General features: G+C 42.2%; 15 protein-coding genes. 8 read left to right on the top strand and 7 right to left on the bottom strand.

Going from position 1 to position 18,994, the window contains the following annotated elements; genetic code table 11:
- Nucleotides 1-161: 161 nt before the first annotated feature.
- The 3 genes from ACFN7Z_RS03190 to ACFN7Z_RS03180 form a co-directional block, all read right to left on the bottom strand.
- A complete protein-coding gene (locus tag ACFN7Z_RS03190) occupies nt 162-2,564 on the bottom strand; it encodes a glucose/quinate/shikimate family membrane-bound PQQ-dependent dehydrogenase (RefSeq protein WP_125274306.1) in 2,403 nt (800 codons plus the stop codon).
- Nucleotides 2,565-2,748: 184 nt separating this feature from the next.
- A complete protein-coding gene (locus tag ACFN7Z_RS03185; protein ID WP_279043891.1) occupies nt 2,749-4,026 on the bottom strand; it encodes a carbohydrate porin in 1,278 nt (425 codons plus the stop codon).
- Nucleotides 4,027-4,145: 119 nt separating this feature from the next.
- On the bottom strand, nt 4,146-5,264 hold the full coding sequence (locus tag ACFN7Z_RS03180) for a CaiB/BaiF CoA-transferase family protein (RefSeq protein ID WP_125274304.1): 1,119 nt from the start codon (nt 5,262-5,264) through the stop codon (nt 4,146-4,148).
- Between the two features lie 209 nt (nt 5,265-5,473).
- Between ACFN7Z_RS03180 and ACFN7Z_RS03175 the strand changes: the two genes are divergently transcribed.
- The 4 genes from ACFN7Z_RS03175 (at nt 5,474) to ACFN7Z_RS03160 (ending at nt 10,841) form a co-directional block, all read left to right on the top strand.
- Entirely contained in the window at nt 5,474-6,484 is a 1,011-nt protein-coding gene (locus ACFN7Z_RS03175; protein ID WP_125274303.1) for an AraC family transcriptional regulator, read from the top strand.
- Nucleotides 6,485-6,674: 190 nt separating this feature from the next.
- Nucleotides 6,675-7,880, top strand: coding sequence for an acetyl-CoA C-acetyltransferase (locus tag ACFN7Z_RS03170; RefSeq protein WP_279698036.1), 1,206 nt, complete (start codon nt 6,675-6,677; stop codon nt 7,878-7,880).
- Between the two features lie 298 nt (nt 7,881-8,178).
- Nucleotides 8,179-10,311 carry a 3-hydroxyacyl-CoA dehydrogenase NAD-binding domain-containing protein gene (locus ACFN7Z_RS03165; protein ID WP_279698037.1) on the top strand — a complete coding sequence of 711 codons (2,133 nt, stop codon included), beginning with the start codon at nt 8,179-8,181 and terminating at the stop codon, nt 10,309-10,311.
- A gap of 188 nt (nt 10,312-10,499) precedes the next feature.
- Complete coding sequence (locus ACFN7Z_RS03160) at nt 10,500-10,841, top strand: hypothetical protein (RefSeq protein ID WP_279043893.1); 342 nt, start codon at nt 10,500-10,502, stop codon at nt 10,839-10,841.
- A gap of 32 nt (nt 10,842-10,873) precedes the next feature.
- Here the strand turns inward: ACFN7Z_RS03160 and ACFN7Z_RS03155 are convergent, their stop codons facing one another.
- Together ACFN7Z_RS03155 and ACFN7Z_RS03150 are read right to left on the bottom strand one after the other, a co-directional pair.
- On the bottom strand, nt 10,874-11,308 hold the full coding sequence (locus ACFN7Z_RS03155) for a GNAT family N-acetyltransferase (RefSeq protein ID WP_279043894.1): 435 nt from the start codon (nt 11,306-11,308) through the stop codon (nt 10,874-10,876).
- A 59-nt stretch (nt 11,309-11,367) separates the two neighbouring features.
- Nucleotides 11,368-12,582, bottom strand: a complete 1,215-nt coding sequence (locus ACFN7Z_RS03150) for an SAM-dependent methyltransferase (protein ID WP_279043895.1) — start codon at nt 12,580-12,582, stop codon at nt 11,368-11,370.
- Nucleotides 12,583-12,688: 106 nt separating this feature from the next.
- On the opposite strand from ACFN7Z_RS03150, the gene ACFN7Z_RS03145 reads away from it, so the two are divergent.
- From ACFN7Z_RS03145 to ACFN7Z_RS03135, 3 genes are all read left to right on the top strand, one after another.
- Complete coding sequence (locus ACFN7Z_RS03145; RefSeq protein WP_395442581.1) at nt 12,689-13,330, top strand: PAQR family membrane homeostasis protein TrhA; 642 nt, start codon at nt 12,689-12,691, stop codon at nt 13,328-13,330.
- Nucleotides 13,331-13,473: 143 nt separating this feature from the next.
- Nucleotides 13,474-14,787, top strand: a complete 1,314-nt coding sequence (locus tag ACFN7Z_RS03140) for an MFS transporter (RefSeq protein ID WP_010327453.1) — start codon at nt 13,474-13,476, stop codon at nt 14,785-14,787.
- A gap of 142 nt (nt 14,788-14,929) precedes the next feature.
- Entirely contained in the window at nt 14,930-15,352 is a 423-nt protein-coding gene (locus tag ACFN7Z_RS03135; protein ID WP_010327454.1) for a hypothetical protein, read from the top strand.
- 7 nt (nt 15,353-15,359) lie between these two features.
- Here ACFN7Z_RS03135 and ACFN7Z_RS03130 read toward each other — a convergent pair whose 3' ends face one another.
- Nucleotides 15,360-16,370 carry a metallophosphoesterase gene (locus tag ACFN7Z_RS03130; protein ID WP_010327455.1) on the bottom strand — a complete coding sequence of 337 codons (1,011 nt, stop codon included), beginning with the start codon at nt 16,368-16,370 and terminating at the stop codon, nt 15,360-15,362.
- A 101-nt stretch (nt 16,371-16,471) separates the two neighbouring features.
- Between ACFN7Z_RS03130 and ACFN7Z_RS03125 the strand changes: the two genes are divergently transcribed.
- The gene (locus tag ACFN7Z_RS03125) at nt 16,472-18,100 is read left to right on the top strand and encodes a phospholipase D family protein (protein ID WP_010327456.1); all 1,629 of its coding nucleotides are present in this window, start codon (nt 16,472-16,474) and stop codon (nt 18,098-18,100) included.
- A 4-nt stretch (nt 18,101-18,104) separates the two neighbouring features.
- On the opposite strand, the gene ACFN7Z_RS03120 is transcribed toward ACFN7Z_RS03125, so the two are convergent.
- A complete protein-coding gene (locus ACFN7Z_RS03120; RefSeq protein ID WP_029575103.1) occupies nt 18,105-18,929 on the bottom strand; it encodes a 1-acyl-sn-glycerol-3-phosphate acyltransferase in 825 nt (274 codons plus the stop codon).
- Nucleotides 18,930-18,994 lie beyond the last annotated feature (65 nt).

The raw sequence follows: 18,994 nt of genomic DNA, 5'->3' as shown, positions 1-18,994 counted from the left end.
TACCCCATCTATGGCTACCGCATAAATTTTAAACCCAGCTTTCTGGGCAAATCTCAATTTTTCTATTGCTTCCTCGTTCTCACTTTGCCCTTTTAAACCAACTCCACATAAAAATAGCCTGACGAATCAGGCTATTTGAAAGTTTAAATGACTACAGAAGATTATTTTGCATCGGGTAAGGCATATGCCACCAAAGCATCTCCCATTTTGGTACCAAATGACCCATGACCACCTGCCATAATAACCACATATTGCTTGCCATTACTTTCATAAGTCATTGGTGTTGCTTGACCACCTGCTGGTAGACGACCTTTCCAAAGTTCATCGCCATTGGTCACGTTGATGGCACGGATATAATTATCCTGCGTACCACCGACAAACATCACATTACCCGCAGTTGAGATTGAACCACCAAGCATAGGAACCCCCATTTTAAATGGTGGTAATTGAATCCCCGGTAAACTGTCACGGATCGTACCAATACGACGTTTCCATGCAACTTCGTGAGTATTTAAATCTACACCTGCCACAAAGCCCCATGCAGGCTGTTTACATGGCAAACCAAATGGAGACAAAAACGCACTGATCTCCACACCGTAAGGCACGCCATACATCGGCTGTACACCCGCTTCGGTACCTGCACCTTTGGCTGTTTTCGGACGGTTTGGATCGGCTGGAATGAGTCGAGATACAAACGGTAAACCGATTGGATTCATCACCGCAATTTGACGATCAGGGTTAACGGACATACCGCCCCATTCAAATACACCCAAGTTGCCTGGGAAAACCAAAGTTCCATTTTCTGAAGGTGGGGTATAAATACCGTCATAATTCAGTTTGTGGAAAGACACACGGCACATTAACTGGTCAAACATGGTTGCGCCCCACATTTGCTTATCCGTCAGTTTCTCTTTTGGCGCAAGGTCAAAGTCTGAGAAAGGTTGTGTCGCAGAGTAACGCTCACCTTTGGTTTGTGGCCCACGTTTCACTGTTTGTGGTACAGGTTTTTCTGTAATTGGAACAATGGCTGCACCAGTACGACGGTCTAGAACAAAGGCATTCCCTGTTTTCGTTAATACGTAAATGGCAGGAACCATTTTGCCTGACTTATCTTTAATGTCCGTCAATGTCGGTTGTGATGGTACATCCATATCCCACAAATCATGATGCGTGGTTTGGAAATTCCACACCAACTTACCTGTTGAGGCATTCAGTGCCAGCATTGAGTTGGCATAACGCTCATGCAACTCAGTACGATTACCGCCCCAAATATCTGGCGTACCCACACCCGTTGGAATGTAAACCATATCCAAAGCTGCATCATAGGCTAATGGTGCCCATGCATTCGGTGAGTTTTGAACATACTTTTGACCCGGAGCTGGAATCGCGTTCGGATCTTCTGCACCTGTGTCAAAGACCCACAACAATGCACCCGTATTCACATCATAACCACGGATCACACCTGAAGGTTCTTCAGTTGAATAGTTATCTGTGGTTGAACCTGCAATAATAATCGTCGTGCCTGTGACCACAGGTGGAGAAGTTGGGATATAACCACCCGGATAAGGGAATGGCATATCTTTTTGTAAGTCAACTTCACCATTTTTACCAAAGTCAGTACAACGCTCACCAGTATCAGCGTTGATAGCAACCAAACGGCCATCATTCACAGGTAAGATTACTTTACGTGGACATAGCGCAGACGATGACTTTTTATTCTGCAAGCTGGCTTCAAAACCAGCCGTATTGTTCGCATCATAATAAGACACGCCACGACAGGTTAAATGTTGGAAAGTATTGTCCGCTTTGAGTTTCGGATCAAAAGTCCATTTCGCCTTACCCGTAGCTGGGTCGAGGGCAACCAATTTTTGGTGCGTGGTACAGATATACATATTGTCCCCAACTTTAATTGGGGTGACCTGATTGGTGGTTTCACCAGAGTCATTTTCTGTTTTAAAGTCGCCTGTGTTATAGGTCCAAGCGACTTTTAAATGCTTAACATTCTCAGAATTAATTTGCGTTAAAGGAGAATAGCGCAAGCCAGATTGAGTACGGCCATATGCAGGCCAGTCGCCATCAGCAACACCTGGAATGGACTGCGCGGTTGCAGGTTGCTTGCTGCTCAGTTCACCCCGAATTTCTTGAGGGTCATTAAATACAGCATAGATCATCACTGCAATAGTAATTGCCAATGAGCCTGTTAAAACCAGTTTTGCACTTTTAGCGTTGTCAAAGCCACGTGTGACCGCTGGAATGAGTAGCCATAAGCCAAATAAACCAAGGATATCTAAACGTGGCGCCAAGGCAAAGAAGTCTGAACCCACTTCCCATAAGCCCCAAATCACTGTACCCAAGACCAATAACGCATAAACGATTAATGCCGTACTTTTTAATTTTTGCAGTAGAACTGCAGTCGCGATGAAGAGTAAACCTGCAATGATGTAGTACCAAGACCCACCAAGCACTGCAAGATAAATCCCTCCTATCAGCAGGACTAAACCAAAGATCACAGCAATCACAGCTGTAAAAGTTTTAAGCCCTGAACCTGAAGACGGAGTACTCATATTGACCACCTTTTTCTTAGATTCTGTTAAAAGCCCATATCGTTTCAATATCGATATGAGCACCTAGACAGTTTTTAGATTTTAAGTATCTGTCCAAACGACTTATTTCGAACAGTTTTATGCTTTGAACAACCGTAAAAAGTATTTATCAACCTTGCTGGACAAATACTTATCGATCTAGAAACTAAAATGCGGTCTGGAATTTAATTCCGCCGACCCATGCATTTTCACCATTTTTATACGCGCCTACATGGCGGATATATTGGATATTGGGACGAATGGTTAACCAGTTAGCTGCATGTATACCGTAGTAAATCTCGGCATCATATTCTTCACTTTGTAAGCCACGGGCATCGACGCTGTTATTGGCAATATTCGCGTCATTGACATCATCATTGATATTAATACGGGCTAGGCCAATCGCGATTTCGTCTTGAGGACGAGCATCAAAAGCGCCTTTATAGACCAAACCAATGTTCTGCATGTCGCGAACCGTATTGGTATCTGAATCATGTAATGTTAGATTCACAAAACCTGTTAAACCACGTGCAGCATCACCATGATGTGCTGTGAGTTGTTGCTTGGCAACGACCCAGCCGCCTTGTTTATGTGAGGTTTGCTGTGGGTTTTGAATGTCTGTGGCATCTGCCGAACTGTAGTAATAACCCGCACGATATTCGCCAGGTAACTTATTTATACCTACAGCAGGTTGCCACACCACTTCAGCAGGAATAATGGCCCCCTGCGAACCATCGGTACTTAAGTTCCAACCTTTGCCACGCTCTAAGTTTTCAGGGTTATATTCATACACCCCGACTTGTGCATACAGGTCTGGCCGAAGGTTATATTTGACTCGCGCAGCCCATTGGCTGACAGGCCAGTTGTACCACTGGTCACCAACCCAGTTACCAACTTGAGAGCCACAGAGCGCAAGGTTTTGGAAATCACAGTCGAAACTGTTGAAGTCTTCACCTTCACCAAAACGACCAACTTTGATGTCTAACTTTTGATCCATGAATTTTTTCTTAATCCACAAATCGGTTAAACGCCATGTCTGTCCACGCCCCCACACTTCTTGAGTGGAGCTTAAGTGTCCATCTAAAGCATCGGATGTTTGAGAAAGTGAACGCCCATTGCGTTGGGTAATGGTGATTTGAGCCTCAGTATCCTGCCAACCCAAAATCTTGTCTAAATCAAAGTGCGTATCAAATGCAAACTGGTCTGCATATTCGGTACCATGACTTGAAGAATGTGAGGCATCGAGCAACGTTGCCATTTCACCCGTATAGCCAAAGCTAAAGCCGTAGCCTTTTTGCTGCAATGCGCTGCGCTGACCATTCCAGTCACCCAGCATCCAAGGGCTTTGTGCCTCAAAGGCATTTGCAGCATACACACTTTGTAGGTAACAGCTGAGTGTTAATAAACTCAACGTCAAACACCAACTTCTTTTACATTTATTCATAATTGGTGACCTTTCTTACAAAATTACAACTAATCGATATGATACGCTTTATTTGTATAAAAACCCATTTTATGACGTTTTGTTGTTTTAAATCTATCCAAATTATCGTTATATGATATTTATAAAGAATCAAAACCAAGTGGTTTGCCTATAAATTCATATCTTATTTTTGAACGTGAAAACTTAATTGGACAAGCTAATTGTTGTTCGCTTTTTGTACTCCCCTCTTGTAAAGGTACAGAAACCACCCATGCACGATCTTTTGCCAACTGCGAATTGAGTGCTTCATCCAACTTTAATACAGGCTCAACGCAGACATCTTGCTGCTGAAAGATTGCGTTCCACGTGGCAAAATCTTGGGTTTTAATTTTGTCTTTTATTGCTTGTTTCACCACCTGACGGTCTTCGGTTGTCAATGAGGCTCCTTTTTCAGCCACAATCGGCAACTCTAAAATCTGGGCCAACCCATATAAAAACTGTGGCTCCAAACTCCCAATCGATAAATAACGTCCATCTTGGGTTTCATAATAGTCATAAAAAGTCGCACCATTGAGATAGCTTTGCTCAGGCCCTTGTTTTTCCTGTCCTGCTAAGCTCGCAGCTGCGGCCATGCTACTGAGCCCCACCACACAGTCGGTCATAGAAATATCAATATACTGCCCCAAACCACTCCGCTGCCTTTCAATTACTGCCGCTAAAATTCCAATCACGCTATGCAAAGAGCCTCCAGCAATATCCGCAATTTGAATCCCCATTGGTGGTGGTCCACTGTGCTGTCGCCCGCTATGTCCCGCGATCCCTGACAAAGCCACATAGTTGATATCGTGTCCTGCTTTATTTTGATACCCCCCTGTTTGCCCATAACCCGTAATGGAACAATAGATCAAGCGTGGATTAATTTCAGATAAGGTCTGATAGTCGAGTCCTAATCTTTGCATCACACCTGGACGGAATTGTTCAATCACAATGTCATAGTCTGAAATTTTCGATTTGATCAGTTCAATATTGGCAGGATCTTTCAAATCCAATGCCACTGCATGCTTATTTCGGTTGAGATAACTATGTGCAGTGGCCTGTCCATTGGCATAAGGTGGCATTAAACGGATCAGATCGGGGCGGGTTGGAGACTCGATGTGGATCACTTCTGCACCTAGGTCTGCTAAGTACATTGTTGCAAAAGGTCCGGGTAAAAGTGTAGAAAAATCGAGAACTTTCAATCCTTTCAATGCCATATCCATGTTTATTTTCTCTTTTTATGTTGATTTTTTAGCTATTTTAGAAATATAAAAGCAACAAAACAATGTCATGTTCAGCCATTTACCTTGATCATTTCGGCAATTTAACATGTAAAAAGGCAAAAAACTTTAGTGTAAATTGCCTAAAATACTTTTTTTAGCGTCATTTAGGTCAAACGCAAGTGAATATAAAAGAGACTGAAGGATTAAATATGAGCCGTGATACCATTAGTATCCATTTCGTCAATGCGGCTTTAACTGGCGTAAAACGTCTCGGCATGGATGTCGAAACATTACTTTCTCATGTAGGTATTGAAGCAGAACTGCTGCGTCAACATAAAGCCCGTATTTCTCCAGAACAATATACTCGCTTCGTTAAAATGTTATGGATGGTGACCCAAGACGAACATGTTGGCTTCGATAAGCAACCACGTCGTTTAGGTACATTTGCCATCATGTGTCAGCTGATTATTCATGCCAAAACCTTAGGTGATGCTTTAGAACTGTCTTCACAGTTTTATAAATTGTTTGGCGATGAGTGGTCGGTGACATTAGAGCGCGACAAGCACGAAGCTCGTCTTGTTCCTCAAATTCCGAAATCGATGGACCCAGATCACTTCATTACCGAAAGTATGCTGATGATTTGGCATGGTCTCGCATCGTGGTTGATTGAACGTCGTTTGCCACTGGAACGTGTGCACTTTGGTTATGAACGTCCAACTCATGCAGATGAGTACGATGCCCTGTTCTTCGCACCTGTGATGCAGTTCGACATGCCACGTACCGAAATCACTTTTGCCGCAGATTATTTGGACTTACCAATTCGTCAAAATGAAGAAACGTTAGAAGAGTTCTTAAAAACCGCTCCTGCACAGTTGCTGGTGAAATTTAAAAACACCAACTCACTCACTTCACGTATTCGTGATGTATTGAAGAGTCAAATTGGTGAGGAAATGCCAACTCTGAATGATGTGGCTTCTATGTTGTATTTATCTCCACAAACGCTACGTCGCCGCTTAGCTGCTGAAGGTAAAAGTTACCAAGGCGTGAAAGATGCATTACGTCGTGATGCCGCAATCCACCTACTATTGAACCCAGGTTTGACTTTAGAAGATGTAGCACAGCAAGTAGGCTTTAGTGAAACCAGTACCTTCCACCGCGCCTTTAAAAAGTGGACTGGGGTCACACCCGGTTTATATCGCCAACTACACGGCTACCACTAAATTTTTAGTTTGACGACGGTTCGGCACATTGCTAAACCCAAGATTTCGGTCTTGGGTTTTTTTATGCCCCAACCTTCAGTCTATTGGCAAAAAGACTCATCTGACCTGACCCGTTCTAGTCATTGCATCACGGCCATTAATTTGTACACTCAAATGCATAACAACTTAAAAGTCATAAAAAGGAACAGCTATGAGCGAGGCTTATATCATTGACGCCATTCGCACACCACGCGGAAAAGGAAAGAAAGATGGTTCATTGCATGAAGTAAAGCCGATTACTTTACTTACAACATTATTGAATGAACTCAAAGATCGTCATCATTTAGATACCTCGAAAGTGGATGATATTGTCTTGGGTTGTGTCACGCCTATTGCAGACCAAGGTGGTGATATTGCTAAAACTGCTGCAATTGCTGCGGGTTGGGACAATGATGTTGCAGGTGTGCAAATTAACCGTTTCTGTGCATCAGGTTTAGAAGCGGTCAACATGGCTGCACAAAAAGTACGTTCAGGTTGGGAAGATGTGGTTGTTGCAGGTGGTGTCGAGTCGATGTCACGTATAGCAATGGGTTCGGATGGTGGGCCGTGGGCATTAGACCCTGAAACCAATTTAAAATCACACTTTGTTCCGCAAGGCATTGGTGCAGATTTAATTGCAACATTGGATGGTTATACACGTTCAGATGTCGATGCCTTTGCAGCAAATTCGCAGTGTAAAGCTGCTGCTGCGCAAGCTGCGGGTTATTTCAATCAATCTGTGGTTGCCATTAAAGACAAAGCAGGCGTGACCATTTTAGATCAAGATGAATTTATCAAACCGTCAACAACAGCGGAAGGTTTGGCAAAACTTAATCCAAGTTTTGAAATGATGGGCGCAATGGGTTTTGATTCGATAGCATTACAACAATATCCAGAAGCACAAAAAATTAACCATGTGCATCATGCAGGAAACTCATCGGGTATTGTCGATGGTGCGGCACTTGTATTACTTGCTTCCGAGAAAGCGGTCAAAGAACAAGGTTTAAAACCACGTGCCAAAGTATTGGCGACCGCATTGGTGGGTTCAGATCCAACCATTATGCTGACAGGGCCTGCACCTGCTGCTCGTAAAGCATTGGCAAAAGCGGGTTTAACGATTGATGATATTGATCTATTTGAAGTCAATGAAGCATTTGCATCAGTGGTGATGCGTTTTCTGACGGAATTAAAAGTGCCTGCTGAGAAAGTCAATGTGAATGGTGGTGCAATTGCGATGGGACATCCACTGGGTGCGACAGGTGCGATGATTCTTGGAACTTTACTGGATGAGTTAGAGCGTCAAGGTAAAAAGCGTGGCTTGGCAACATTATGTGTGGGTGGTGGCATGGGTATTGCGACCATTATTGAGTTGGTATAACCACCTAAATTTTATTGAGCATTTGATACACAAATCAGTCATACGCAACCTACCCATTTTTTGAATCTAATGTTTTTGCAATCCTTTCGATAGGAATAGTCATTAAAACAGGTTTTGCGTATGACAATGGTTTTGCCTACTTTTACCGAATGAGAAACAACGTTTCGCAAGGTAGGTCGAACCGAAGGTTAAACCCGAAATTAAAATAAATTTGGAATGACTCTGCGATGCTGAAAATTCATACAACTATACAGAAGTATACATTTCAAGTTCAAAAAATCATTTGGATAAAAACTTTATGAGCGCAATTCAATATTTAAAAAATGACGACGGCATTATTATTCTAACTTTAGATTCTCAGAATCAATCAGCAAACACGATGAATGCAGATTTTCGTGTAGCTTTAGAAAATATTGTTTCTAAACTGAAATCTGAAACGTCTATTACAGGTATTATTTTCCGTTCAGCGAAAAAAACTTTCTTTGCAGGCGGTGATTTGGATGAGTTGATTCAAGCTCGTTTGGAAGATGCCACTCCATTTTTTGAAATGATTCAGAAAATGAAAGCAGAGTTTCGCTATATCGAAACTCTAGGTGTTCCTGTCGTTGCAGCATTGAATGGTACAGCTTTAGGTGGTGGTTGGGAAATCGCTTTAGGTTGTCATGCACGTATTGCATTGAATGATCCTAAAACGAAGTTTGGTTTGCCTGAAGTGACTTTAGGTCTACTGCCAGGTGGTGGTGGTATCGTGCGTATGGTACGCCTTTTAGGTCTACAAAATGCTTTTCCATTCTTAATGGAAGGTAAGCAGTTTGGTGTGGATAAAGCAAAATCTCTCGGTTTAATTCAAGACATTGCAGAAACACCTGAAGAGTTGATGGATAAAGCCATCGCTTGGGTAAAAGAACATCCAAAATCACAACAACCGTTTGATGTAAAAGGTTATAAAATTCCGGGTGGTGATCCAAAAACACCTGCGGTTGCGCAAATGCTGGCGATTGCTCCAGCGATGCTACGTGATAAAACCAAAGGTTGCTATCCTGCACCTGAAGCAATCATGGCGGCTGCGGTTGAAGGTGCGCAAGTCGATGTAGATACAGCGCTGACTATTGAATCACGTTACTTTACTTATCTTGCCACAGGTCAAGTTTCAAAAAACATGATCGGTACTTTTTGGCATGGAATGAATGCAATTAAGGCAGGTGCGAGTCGTCCTAAAGACGTTGCAAAATGGCAAGCAAGCAAAGTTGGTGTACTTGGTGCAGGTATGATGGGGGCAGGTATTGCTTACTCTACAGCAATCAAAGGGGTTCCCGTTGTACTGAAAGATGTTTCTGCAGAAAATGCAGAAAAAGGTAAAGCCTATAGCCAAAAATTACTGGATAAAAAGGTCTCCCAAGGTCGTATGACGGCTGAAAAACGTGATCAGGTTTTAAGTTTAATTACAGCTACAGCATCTGCGGAAGATTTAAAAGGCTGTGATTTAATTATCGAAGCTGTATTTGAAAATCAAGAACTCAAAGCGAAAGTCACTCAAGAAGCCGAAGCATTCCTTGCAGAAGGTGGTGTGATGGCTTCAAATACCTCGACATTACCAATTACTGGTTTGGCAAAGGCATCGAAAGATCAAGCAAACTTCATTGGTCTGCATTTCTTTAGCCCAGTCGATAAAATGCAATTGGTTGAAATCATTAAAGGTAAAAACACCTCTGCTGAAACTTTGGCAAAAGCATATGATTATGTACAGCAAATTGGCAAAATTCCGATAGTTGTGAATGACAGTCGTGGCTTCTTCACCAGTCGTGTATTTGGTACTTTTGTTCAAGAAGGTTTACGTTTACTGCATGAAGGTATACATCCAGCTCGTATTGAAATGGCAGCACTCAAAGCAGGTATGCCAGTTGGCCCATTAGCCATTCAAGATGAAGTTGCATTGACGCTTTCTGAGCATGTTGCCAATGAAACGCGTAAGGCGCTTCAAGCTGAGGGTAAAGATTTACCACGGTCAGGTGCAGATGATGTGATTGAAACCATGATTCACACGTTTAACCGTAAAGGAAAAGCTGCTGGTGCAGGGTTCTATGATTATCCAGAAGGTGGTAAAAAGCATCTTTGGGAGGGTTTGAGTCATTGGAAAAAAGATGTAGATATTTCTGAACAAGAAATGATTGACCGTTTCCTGTTTGTGCAAGCGCTAGATACTTTACGTTGTTATGAAGAGAACGTCCTAGAGTCGGTGATTGATGCCAATATCGGTTCGATCTTTGGGATTGGTTTTGCGCCGTGGACAGGTGGTGCAATTCAGTTTTTAAATCAATATGGTTTAGAGCAAGCTGAGCAACGTGCCAATCAACTTGAAGCGAAATATGGTGAGCGTTTTAAAGCACCACAACGTCTGGTTGAATCGGTGCCATCGGGTCAGATTCGCTAAAACTTCAATCTTAAAAAAGGGATCGGTAGATCCCTTTTTTGCACTCTCAGCACACAACAAAATTAACCTGCTGATTCAGCATCTAATTTTGACTTATTTTAGTGCATTCTTTTCAAGCCCGACGCAGTTTTTTGTGTTATAAAGTTACATAGTTTTAGATTTATTTTTATTCAATTGGGCTGTTGCACATGACTGACAATACTTCTCCTGAAAAATCACCATGGGGTTGGAAAGCACTGATTATTGCTTTCATTTTAAGTGGAATTTTCTTAGGTATCTTCTACCTTGCGATCACCAATGAGCCTGACTATATGCCTAGTCAGCAAACGCAGCAAAACTCTCAGCAACATGCCTTTAAAAATGCGCCTGCGATGTCTGAAGAAGCCATGGCCAAAGCGCAAGCGGATAAAGAAGCGCGTGAAGCAAGAGCTCAATCAGTTTCTGAAGATACCACAGAACATGCAAGCTCTGATGAGCACGGTATGAATGCCGATGAACATGCGAAAATGTCATCTGAACATGGTCACTAATATGCTGTGACTAATAAAAAAGCCCTGAAAGATCAGGGCTTTTTTATGGATGATAAACGCATATGGATATGCGGAATACCACAATCCAAATACTCCTCACCCTCTTGCATAAAGCCCAAAGCCTGATAAAACGCTTGCGCATGCACTTGAGAGGATAAGACTAAAAATGGATGCTGTTGCTGTTGAGCATATGCAATCACCGCCTGCATCAGAACTTTGCCTACGCCCAAACCACGATGTGACTTTAAAACTGCAACACGTCCAATACTATGATTTTGCAAAAGTCGTGCGGTGGCGATGGCTTGATCTTGTTCATAGACCACAAAATGAACTGCGATTTCATCTTGCTCATCCCATTCATCTTCAGCAGCAATGTTTTGCTCTTGAATAAAGACCTGTTCACGAATCATTTTCGCAGCCTGTTGCAACTCTTCCCATGTTCCGTGCGTAATTCTCAAGCTTGGCATTTTCATTTCCCTATAAATCATCTTTGTATTGGTCATTGCACTAAAAAGTGATGTTCAGATCAGCATTTACAGCCTACATCTTGCTGATCCCATTGATTATTCAATAGCAATTCCAGTGAGTGTTTTTGAATACTATACATCTCTTTCAAGGCTTGAATTTGTGCCAAGACTGCAACATCGGGCGCTTGATAATCCTTACGCTTGGTTGCCAAAATCATTTTATTCTTGCTGGTATGCTCAAGTGCTACAAACTCAAACACTTTGGTTTCATAGCCATAGGCTTTGAGTAATAAGGCACGAATAGTATCGGTCAGCATTTCAGCTTGCTGTCCTGCATGAATGCCAAACTGCAACATCGGTTGCAACACGAGCGGAGCTTTCAGCTGTGGGCGCAATTCTTTATGACAACACGGCGCACACATGATCATTTCAGCATTTAAACGAATGCCGGTATGAATCGCAAAGTCCGTCGCGACATCACATGCATGCAGCGCAATCATCACATCGAGGCGTTCAGGTTGGTACGTCCGAACATCACCCTGAAAAAAATCAAGTTGCTGGAAATCCGACTTGTTCGCAACCTCCTGACAGAACTCCACCATCTTGCTGTTTAGCTCAACCCCAGTCACAAAAGGGTTCAGATCTTGCTTCAGCAAATAATCATATAAAGCAAAAGTTAAATAGCCTTTTCCTGAGCCAAAATCGACCACGCGCAGTTGTTCAGGCAGTTGAATATGACTTAGTGCCCCTGAGAAAATTTCGACAAACTTATTAATCTGTTTCCACTTACGCGCCATACTGGGAATGATTTGCGCTTTTGCATCGGTAATACCAAGCGGCTGTAAGAAATAACTGTCTTGATCTACAAAACGCTGTTTGACACGGTCATGACCTTGCTGCTCAACAGCTTTGGTTACCGTTTTATTTTTACTTTGCGTCAGCATGGCTTTCTTCTTGTTCTTCTTCAGTTGCAACTCTTGTTCAGTTGTCAGCAGATTGGCTTGTTTACACTGCGCCAAAAGTGCAGTTACCGTATCAAGTGCTGTGTCTAATGAATAATTTTTGGTGACATCTTGGGTTTTATGGCGATATAAACAGCTCAATACAGGCTGTCCTTGCAACATTACGACTCGAAAAGTCATCTTCTCGAGTTGCTCAAGTTCACCCTGATATTGACTCAGAATCATCCGATCAAAACTTTGAGATTCAAGCGCTTGCTGGAAGGCTTGAAGGAATTGCTGCTCTTGTGCAGAGGACGATACCGAAACGGTCATAATAGAAACCAAAAAAAGAATTGCGATTAAATTTTAAAGCGTCTTACGCTAAATGCAAATTTGAATTACGATACAGTTGTATATTTTATAAAAATGCACATGACTTATGAGCACTCACCCTGTTGTAAACTACGATCCTGTTGAAGAAAAAATCAATTTTATTAGCCATGCTATTGGTGCAGGTCTTGCACTCATAGCGGGTATTTTATTGATTATCAAAGGGTCTTACTTAGAAACAGCACAATGGATCGGGCTGTGGGTCTATGCTTTGAGCCTATTTTTATTGTTCGCCGCATCAAGCTTGTATCATTTTGCGGAATCACCAGAGCTTCGCGGCTGGTATAAAAAATTAGATCACACTGCCATTTATTATCTGATTGCAGGCACCTACACTCCATTTTTGTCTATCGCACTGCCCACGCAAAAAGCCCATTACCTACTCATTGCACTTTGGGTGATTGCACTCATTGGTACACTATTCAAGTTAGTTTTCATTCATCGCTTTGAAAAAATCTCACTGATTGCTTATCTGCTCATGGGTTGGCTGGCTGTGCTGGTAATGGATGATATGCAACGCTTTTTATCTAAACCAGCTTTGACTTTTTTAATCATTGGTGGACTTTCCTATACCATCGGTGCATTGTTTTATGCGCTAAAAAAGGTAAGATATACGCACGCTATCTGGCATATTTTTGTATTGATTGGTGCAGGATCACATTTCCTGTCCATCTATCTTTACGTGATATAACCCGCGCACACTACATTTTTTAGCAACCCTAATTCCGTAGTCTGCCCGAGGAACATTCGTATTTTTTTAAAAAATTACGCCTTTTTTAAAAAGATGACGCTTTTAAAACTCAGTTCGACTATTTTTTAAGTGTAAGGTCTACCATGGCGTCATTAAATACTGCTGTTGCTGAACAGCAGCCTGTAAACTCAAAATTCCGCGTACTTACAGCCAGTCTGGTAGGTACAACTATCGAATTCTTCGATTTTTATATTTATGCCACTGCGGCTGTCATTATTTTTCCGTACCTGTTCTTTCCAGCAAGTACCGATCCAATGACTGCAACCATTCAGTCTTTGGCAACTTTCGCCATTGCCTTTATTGCACGCCCGATTGGCGCTGCACTCTTTGGACATTTAGGTGATCGTATCGGCCGAAAGGCGACCTTGGTTGCAGCTTTGCTGACCATGGGACTTTCAACCGTGTGTATCGGCTTATTACCCACCTATGCACAAATTGGAATTGCCGCACCATTACTGCTTGCGCTGTGTCGTTTAGGTCAAGGACTCGGCTTAGGTGGTGAATGGTCGGGTGCGGTATTGCTTGCCACAGAAAATGCACCTGAAGGTAAACGTGCTTGGTATGGCATGTTCCCCCAACTGGGCGCACCGATTGGCTTTATTTTAGCAACGGGTTCATTCTTGACGCTGGGTCATTTTATGACTGAAGAAGCGTTTATGACATGGGGCTGGCGTATTCCCTTTATCTCGAGTGCATTACTGGTGATTGTAGGCCTATGGATTCGTTTACAACTACATGAAACTCCTGCATTCCAGAAAGTTTTAGACAAGCAAAAAGAAGTTAACATTCCGTTTAAAGAAGTGATCACCAAACACTGGGGCATGTTGATTTTAGGTACCATTGCAGCCATTTGTACCTTTGTGGTGTTCTACCTCACGACGGTATTTGCTTTGCAATGGGGTACCAAACAGCTGGGTTACACCCGCGAACAGTTCTTACAACTTCAACTGGTCGCAACCCTGTGCTTTGCTGCATTCATCCCCTTGTCAGCAGTTTTAGCGGAAAAATTTGGTCGTAAAACCACATCTATTGCTGTCTGTGTTGCTGCGGCGTTATTTGGTTTAGTGTTCTCAAGCATGTTGGAATCAGGCAGTACCCTTGTTGTGTTCTTGTTCCTGTGTATTGGTTTATCCATCATGGGTTTAACCTATGGACCAATTGGTACTGTGCTCTCTGAAATTTTTCCAATATCCGTTCGTTATACAGGTTCAGCACTAACCTTTAACCTTGCGGGGATCTTTGGGGCATCATTTGCACCTCTCATTGCCACCAAGCTTGCAACCACCTACGGTTTACACGCAGTAGGTTACTACCTCACGGCGGCATCACTACTGTCTTTATGTGCGTTCTTAATGATCCGTGAAACCAAAAATGATGATGTAAATAATCAAATTTGACCCTGAATTTGATGTCTAAAAACCAGCACAGTGATGCTGGTTTTTTTATACCAATGCTTTAACAAACGCTACAAAAACCATATTTAAAATCTGTCGTTTTACTTCAAAAATAGAGAGAGATACAGATGAATAGGACCGAAAAATGGATGAAAAAATACAACAACTCACCAATGAACAACTCCTTGATGTCATCGTATTAGTTGAAGAAAATAAAATTATTCAAGCCATTCAATACATCGCCACACATACCGCTTTTCAATACGATGATGCACAAGAGATCGTGACTGAACTCACGAAGCGGCATGATGCTGCACTAAAAAGCATGTATCGCCATAAACGACATCAACAACAACGCATATCAACCGCTGAATTAAGACACCGCAGCTCCCTTGTGTCTGAAGGACAGAGCTTTACACAACAACAGCCACAAAGCCCGCATAGCACAGCAGTGAATAACCTCGATGCAATACAAGACCTACAAGCGCTTCATACAAAAAATCACAACCTTTGGATCGTCTTGGCTGTGGTCATTTTGGTTTTAAGCTTTATTTTTTATTGGTTCTAAACCCAACTTAAATCAGTTCAATAATATCGATCGTCGGTGGTACGCGAAAACGAAACGGCACACCCACCATACCTGTTCCAACCGTGACAAACACATCCGCATGTTCATGTCGGTACAAGCCTTTTTTGTGTCCTAATATAGATACTTTTTTCATTACATAGTCTGTGAGCCATGGCAGTTCAACTTGACCACCATGGGTATGACCCGAAAGCATTAAAGGACGGCTGGGTAAAGCGGGTATCATATCGACCGTGTCTGGATTGTGCGATAAGATGACCCATGGTTTGTCCTGCGGTAAATGCGGCATAAAACGCATATCCGCCTTACCTGCCCACAAATCTCCGACTCCAATCAAACGAAACTCTTCAAATTCAACAATCTGACCTTCAATATCAATCACATTATTCACCTTCAAAGCATGTCTTAACAAATTTTGAATCGGCGGACCAGGATACTGCTCATCATGATTACCATTGACCGAATAGACAGGGGCATTAATTTCTTGTAACACCTCTAATTCTTCTGCCAGTGTATTTTCAGGTTCATACGTCCAGTCCCCTGCAACCACCACCAAATCAGGTTTTTGTTCATTCAGTCGTTTGACGATGGTTTTCAGTTGTCGCTCATGCCCTGAAAATAGACCAATATGTAGATCGGCAATTAAGGCAATACGAACGGGTTTGAGTAATTTATAATCTTCTTGGATTTGATATTGAGTAGTTTTGACATGTACAAAATGCGGTTCAATGAAACGTGCATAACACAGCACACCACTAACCAAAAACACAAAAATAGCTTCATGCCATGAATAATAGCCCTGAAAACCGGCATATAAGCTAAAGAAAAACAAAGGAATGAGTAAATAAGAGAGATAAAAAGCCAACAAATGCACAAAGGCTTTAAACGGATGAATAGTCTCCGTATTGGTTTGACTGATCCATGCCTGATACACCGCCCACCCCGCAAGTAAGGCCATCGCAATATAAAAATAGAACACGACGGAGTGTATATTCATCATAGACTTTTACTCACAAACTGTTCATCAAGAACACATAATCTTCTGTTTATCTTTTCACAGCTCAGAATTATACTCAAACCAAATTTATAGACTTTATGACGATGGAAAAACCTCACGGCTTAGCGAAACAAACTTTATTCCGCTCATCTGCGACTCAGCAAGGTGCCAAACTGTTGTTGCTGAGCTGTATGGTTTTGACTGTCCCAGCGTGTAATACCTTACCCAAACAAATCCCACAGACGCCTGTCTATGCTTTTGATCTACCGACAGATCAAACCAGTTTAGGCAAAATCGTTCTGCCTTTACGTGAACAAAATCCAGGCCTTACAGGTTTCCATGTTCTCTATAATCCACTCGAAGCATTGGCCGCGCGTATCCATCTTATTGATAAGGCAGAAAAAACCTTAGATCTACAATACTATATTTGGGACAACGATCGTATTGGTTCTTTAGCGCTTTATTCTATTTTGAAAGCCGCTGATCGCGGGGTGAAGGTTCGATTACTAATCGATGATAACAATGCCAAGAAAATGGAAGGCATTTATTTGGCGCTCGATCAGCACGCCAATATTGACATCAAACTGTATAACCCCTACCGCTTCCGTCACTATCGTGCGATGGATATGGTCTTAAATCTAAAACGCATCAACCGCCGGATGCACAACAAAAGCTTCATTGCCGATAATCAAATTTCGTTGATTGGTGGGCGTAACATGAGCAATCAATATTATAACGTCAGCGACAGTTATCAGTTTTCAGATGTTGATGTGATGTTGGTCGGCTCTGCCTCAGATGAAATTGTGCATTCCTTCGATGAATACTGGAATGACGATTATGCCTTTCCAGTGCGTCAAATTGTCAACGCTAACCATTACAGCTTGCGTTATGAAGGTTTAAAAACCCAGTTAGAGCAGCACTATCAGGAAGTGACCGTCCAAAATTATTTGGATCTAGCCAATCGTTCGCAAGCCTTTGAACACTGGTTAAATGATAGTATCCAATTCGATTGGGTCAAAGCCGAAGTGGTGAAGGACTCACCGAGTAAAATCAAATCACGGGCAAAAAAAGAAGAACATTTAAACTTCCAGTTGCAAACCCATTTAGAAAAGCCAATGGAAAGCATCGACATTATTTCAGCCTATTTTGTACCTGAGCGTAAAGGCAAAAAACATCTGGCTAACCTAGCACAGAGTGACATTCAAGTCCGCGTATTGACCAACTCATTTAAAGCCAATGATGTACCGTTGGTGCATGCTTTCTATGGAAAATATCGTGAAGACTTGCTGGAAAGTGGTGTTCAACTCTATGAGTTTTTAGCCACGCCTGCGGCCGAAGCCCTAAACGAAAACAATGAAGAAATTTCCAAAAAAGCCAAAGTCAGCATCAAAGGATTAAGCCGCTCGAGTCTGCATGCCAAACTCATGGCCATTGATGAGAAACAGGTTTTTATTGGTTCATTTAATTTTGATCCCCGCTCTGCCAACTTAAATACAGAAATTGGGGTTTTACTGAACAGTCCACCGCTGGCTAAAGCGGTACACTACACCATGGACCAAAACCTCAGTAAATATGCCTATAAGCTGGTCCTAGATGCAAACAAAAACATTAACTGGCAAATCAAACAAGCTGATGGCTCTACCAAAACCTATACTACTGAACCCAAAATGAATTGGTTTAAACGCGCTGGTCTCAAAGTCGTTTCTTGGCTACCGATTGAAGGCTTTATGTAAGCCTTCAAGCTTGTTGCATGTTAGGTTGGGACTTCAAAACTTTGTGATGTAAATCAGCCAAACCTTGCACCATTTTTTGTTGGACCAGTGCCGTTAAACTCTCAACCGTATGTCCTGCTGTACAAATGGCTGGGAGCGCAACTAAATGTGCCGTGACTTGTGGCATTTCTAGTACTTTTTTAACATGCTCGGCAAAACTAATATTACCGATAAACGGAGAGACTTGGTCAAGTCCGCCCTGTTGATTCACATAGCAAATCAAACAAATTTGCACATCACGCTGGGCCTCAATTGCTGCGCCTAATATACGTCCATGAACCTTTTTCACTTTAGAACCATCGGTCGTGGTCGCTTCCGGGAAAAACAACACAGGAATATCTTGTTTTAAAAACGCTGTAATTTGCTCTCGAATTTTGATGGAATCGCCTGAACCACGTTGAATAAACAAAGTTCCACCACTTTTTGCCAGCTTGCCAAACACAGGCCATTTTTCAATTTCAGCCTTGGCCAAAAAGAAAACTCGTGCGCCTGAACCTAAAACCGCGACATCTAACCACGAAATATGATTGCTGACCCAAAGTGCAGGCTTACGTGGAATATCCCCGTGGACATGCACATCAATGTTAAAAACCTTGCACAGTCGACGACAGAAATACTGCACGTAACGGGTATTTTGTGGATTGTTAATGTCTTTATACAAGCCATGTCGATAGACCAAATAAAACCCTTCGGACACGGCGCCAAGCCCTGAAGCCAGCTTTTTACCATACAGAAAAAGCTTAGAGACACCTTTTATTGATGTTGTTTTTATTTCAGTATTCGATTGCATAGACGGTTCACTTGGCACAGCTTCATTCAACATTTAATCATTGATTTCGGCTCATTCTATACTGA

The sequence above is a fragment of the Acinetobacter sp. P1332 genome (genome assembly GCF_044057475.1).
Classification (GTDB): Bacteria; Pseudomonadota; Gammaproteobacteria; order Pseudomonadales; family Moraxellaceae; genus Acinetobacter; species Acinetobacter johnsonii.
The sequence above is the reverse complement of the archived record's forward strand: the minus strand, read 5'-3'. Positions and strand labels throughout refer to the sequence as shown.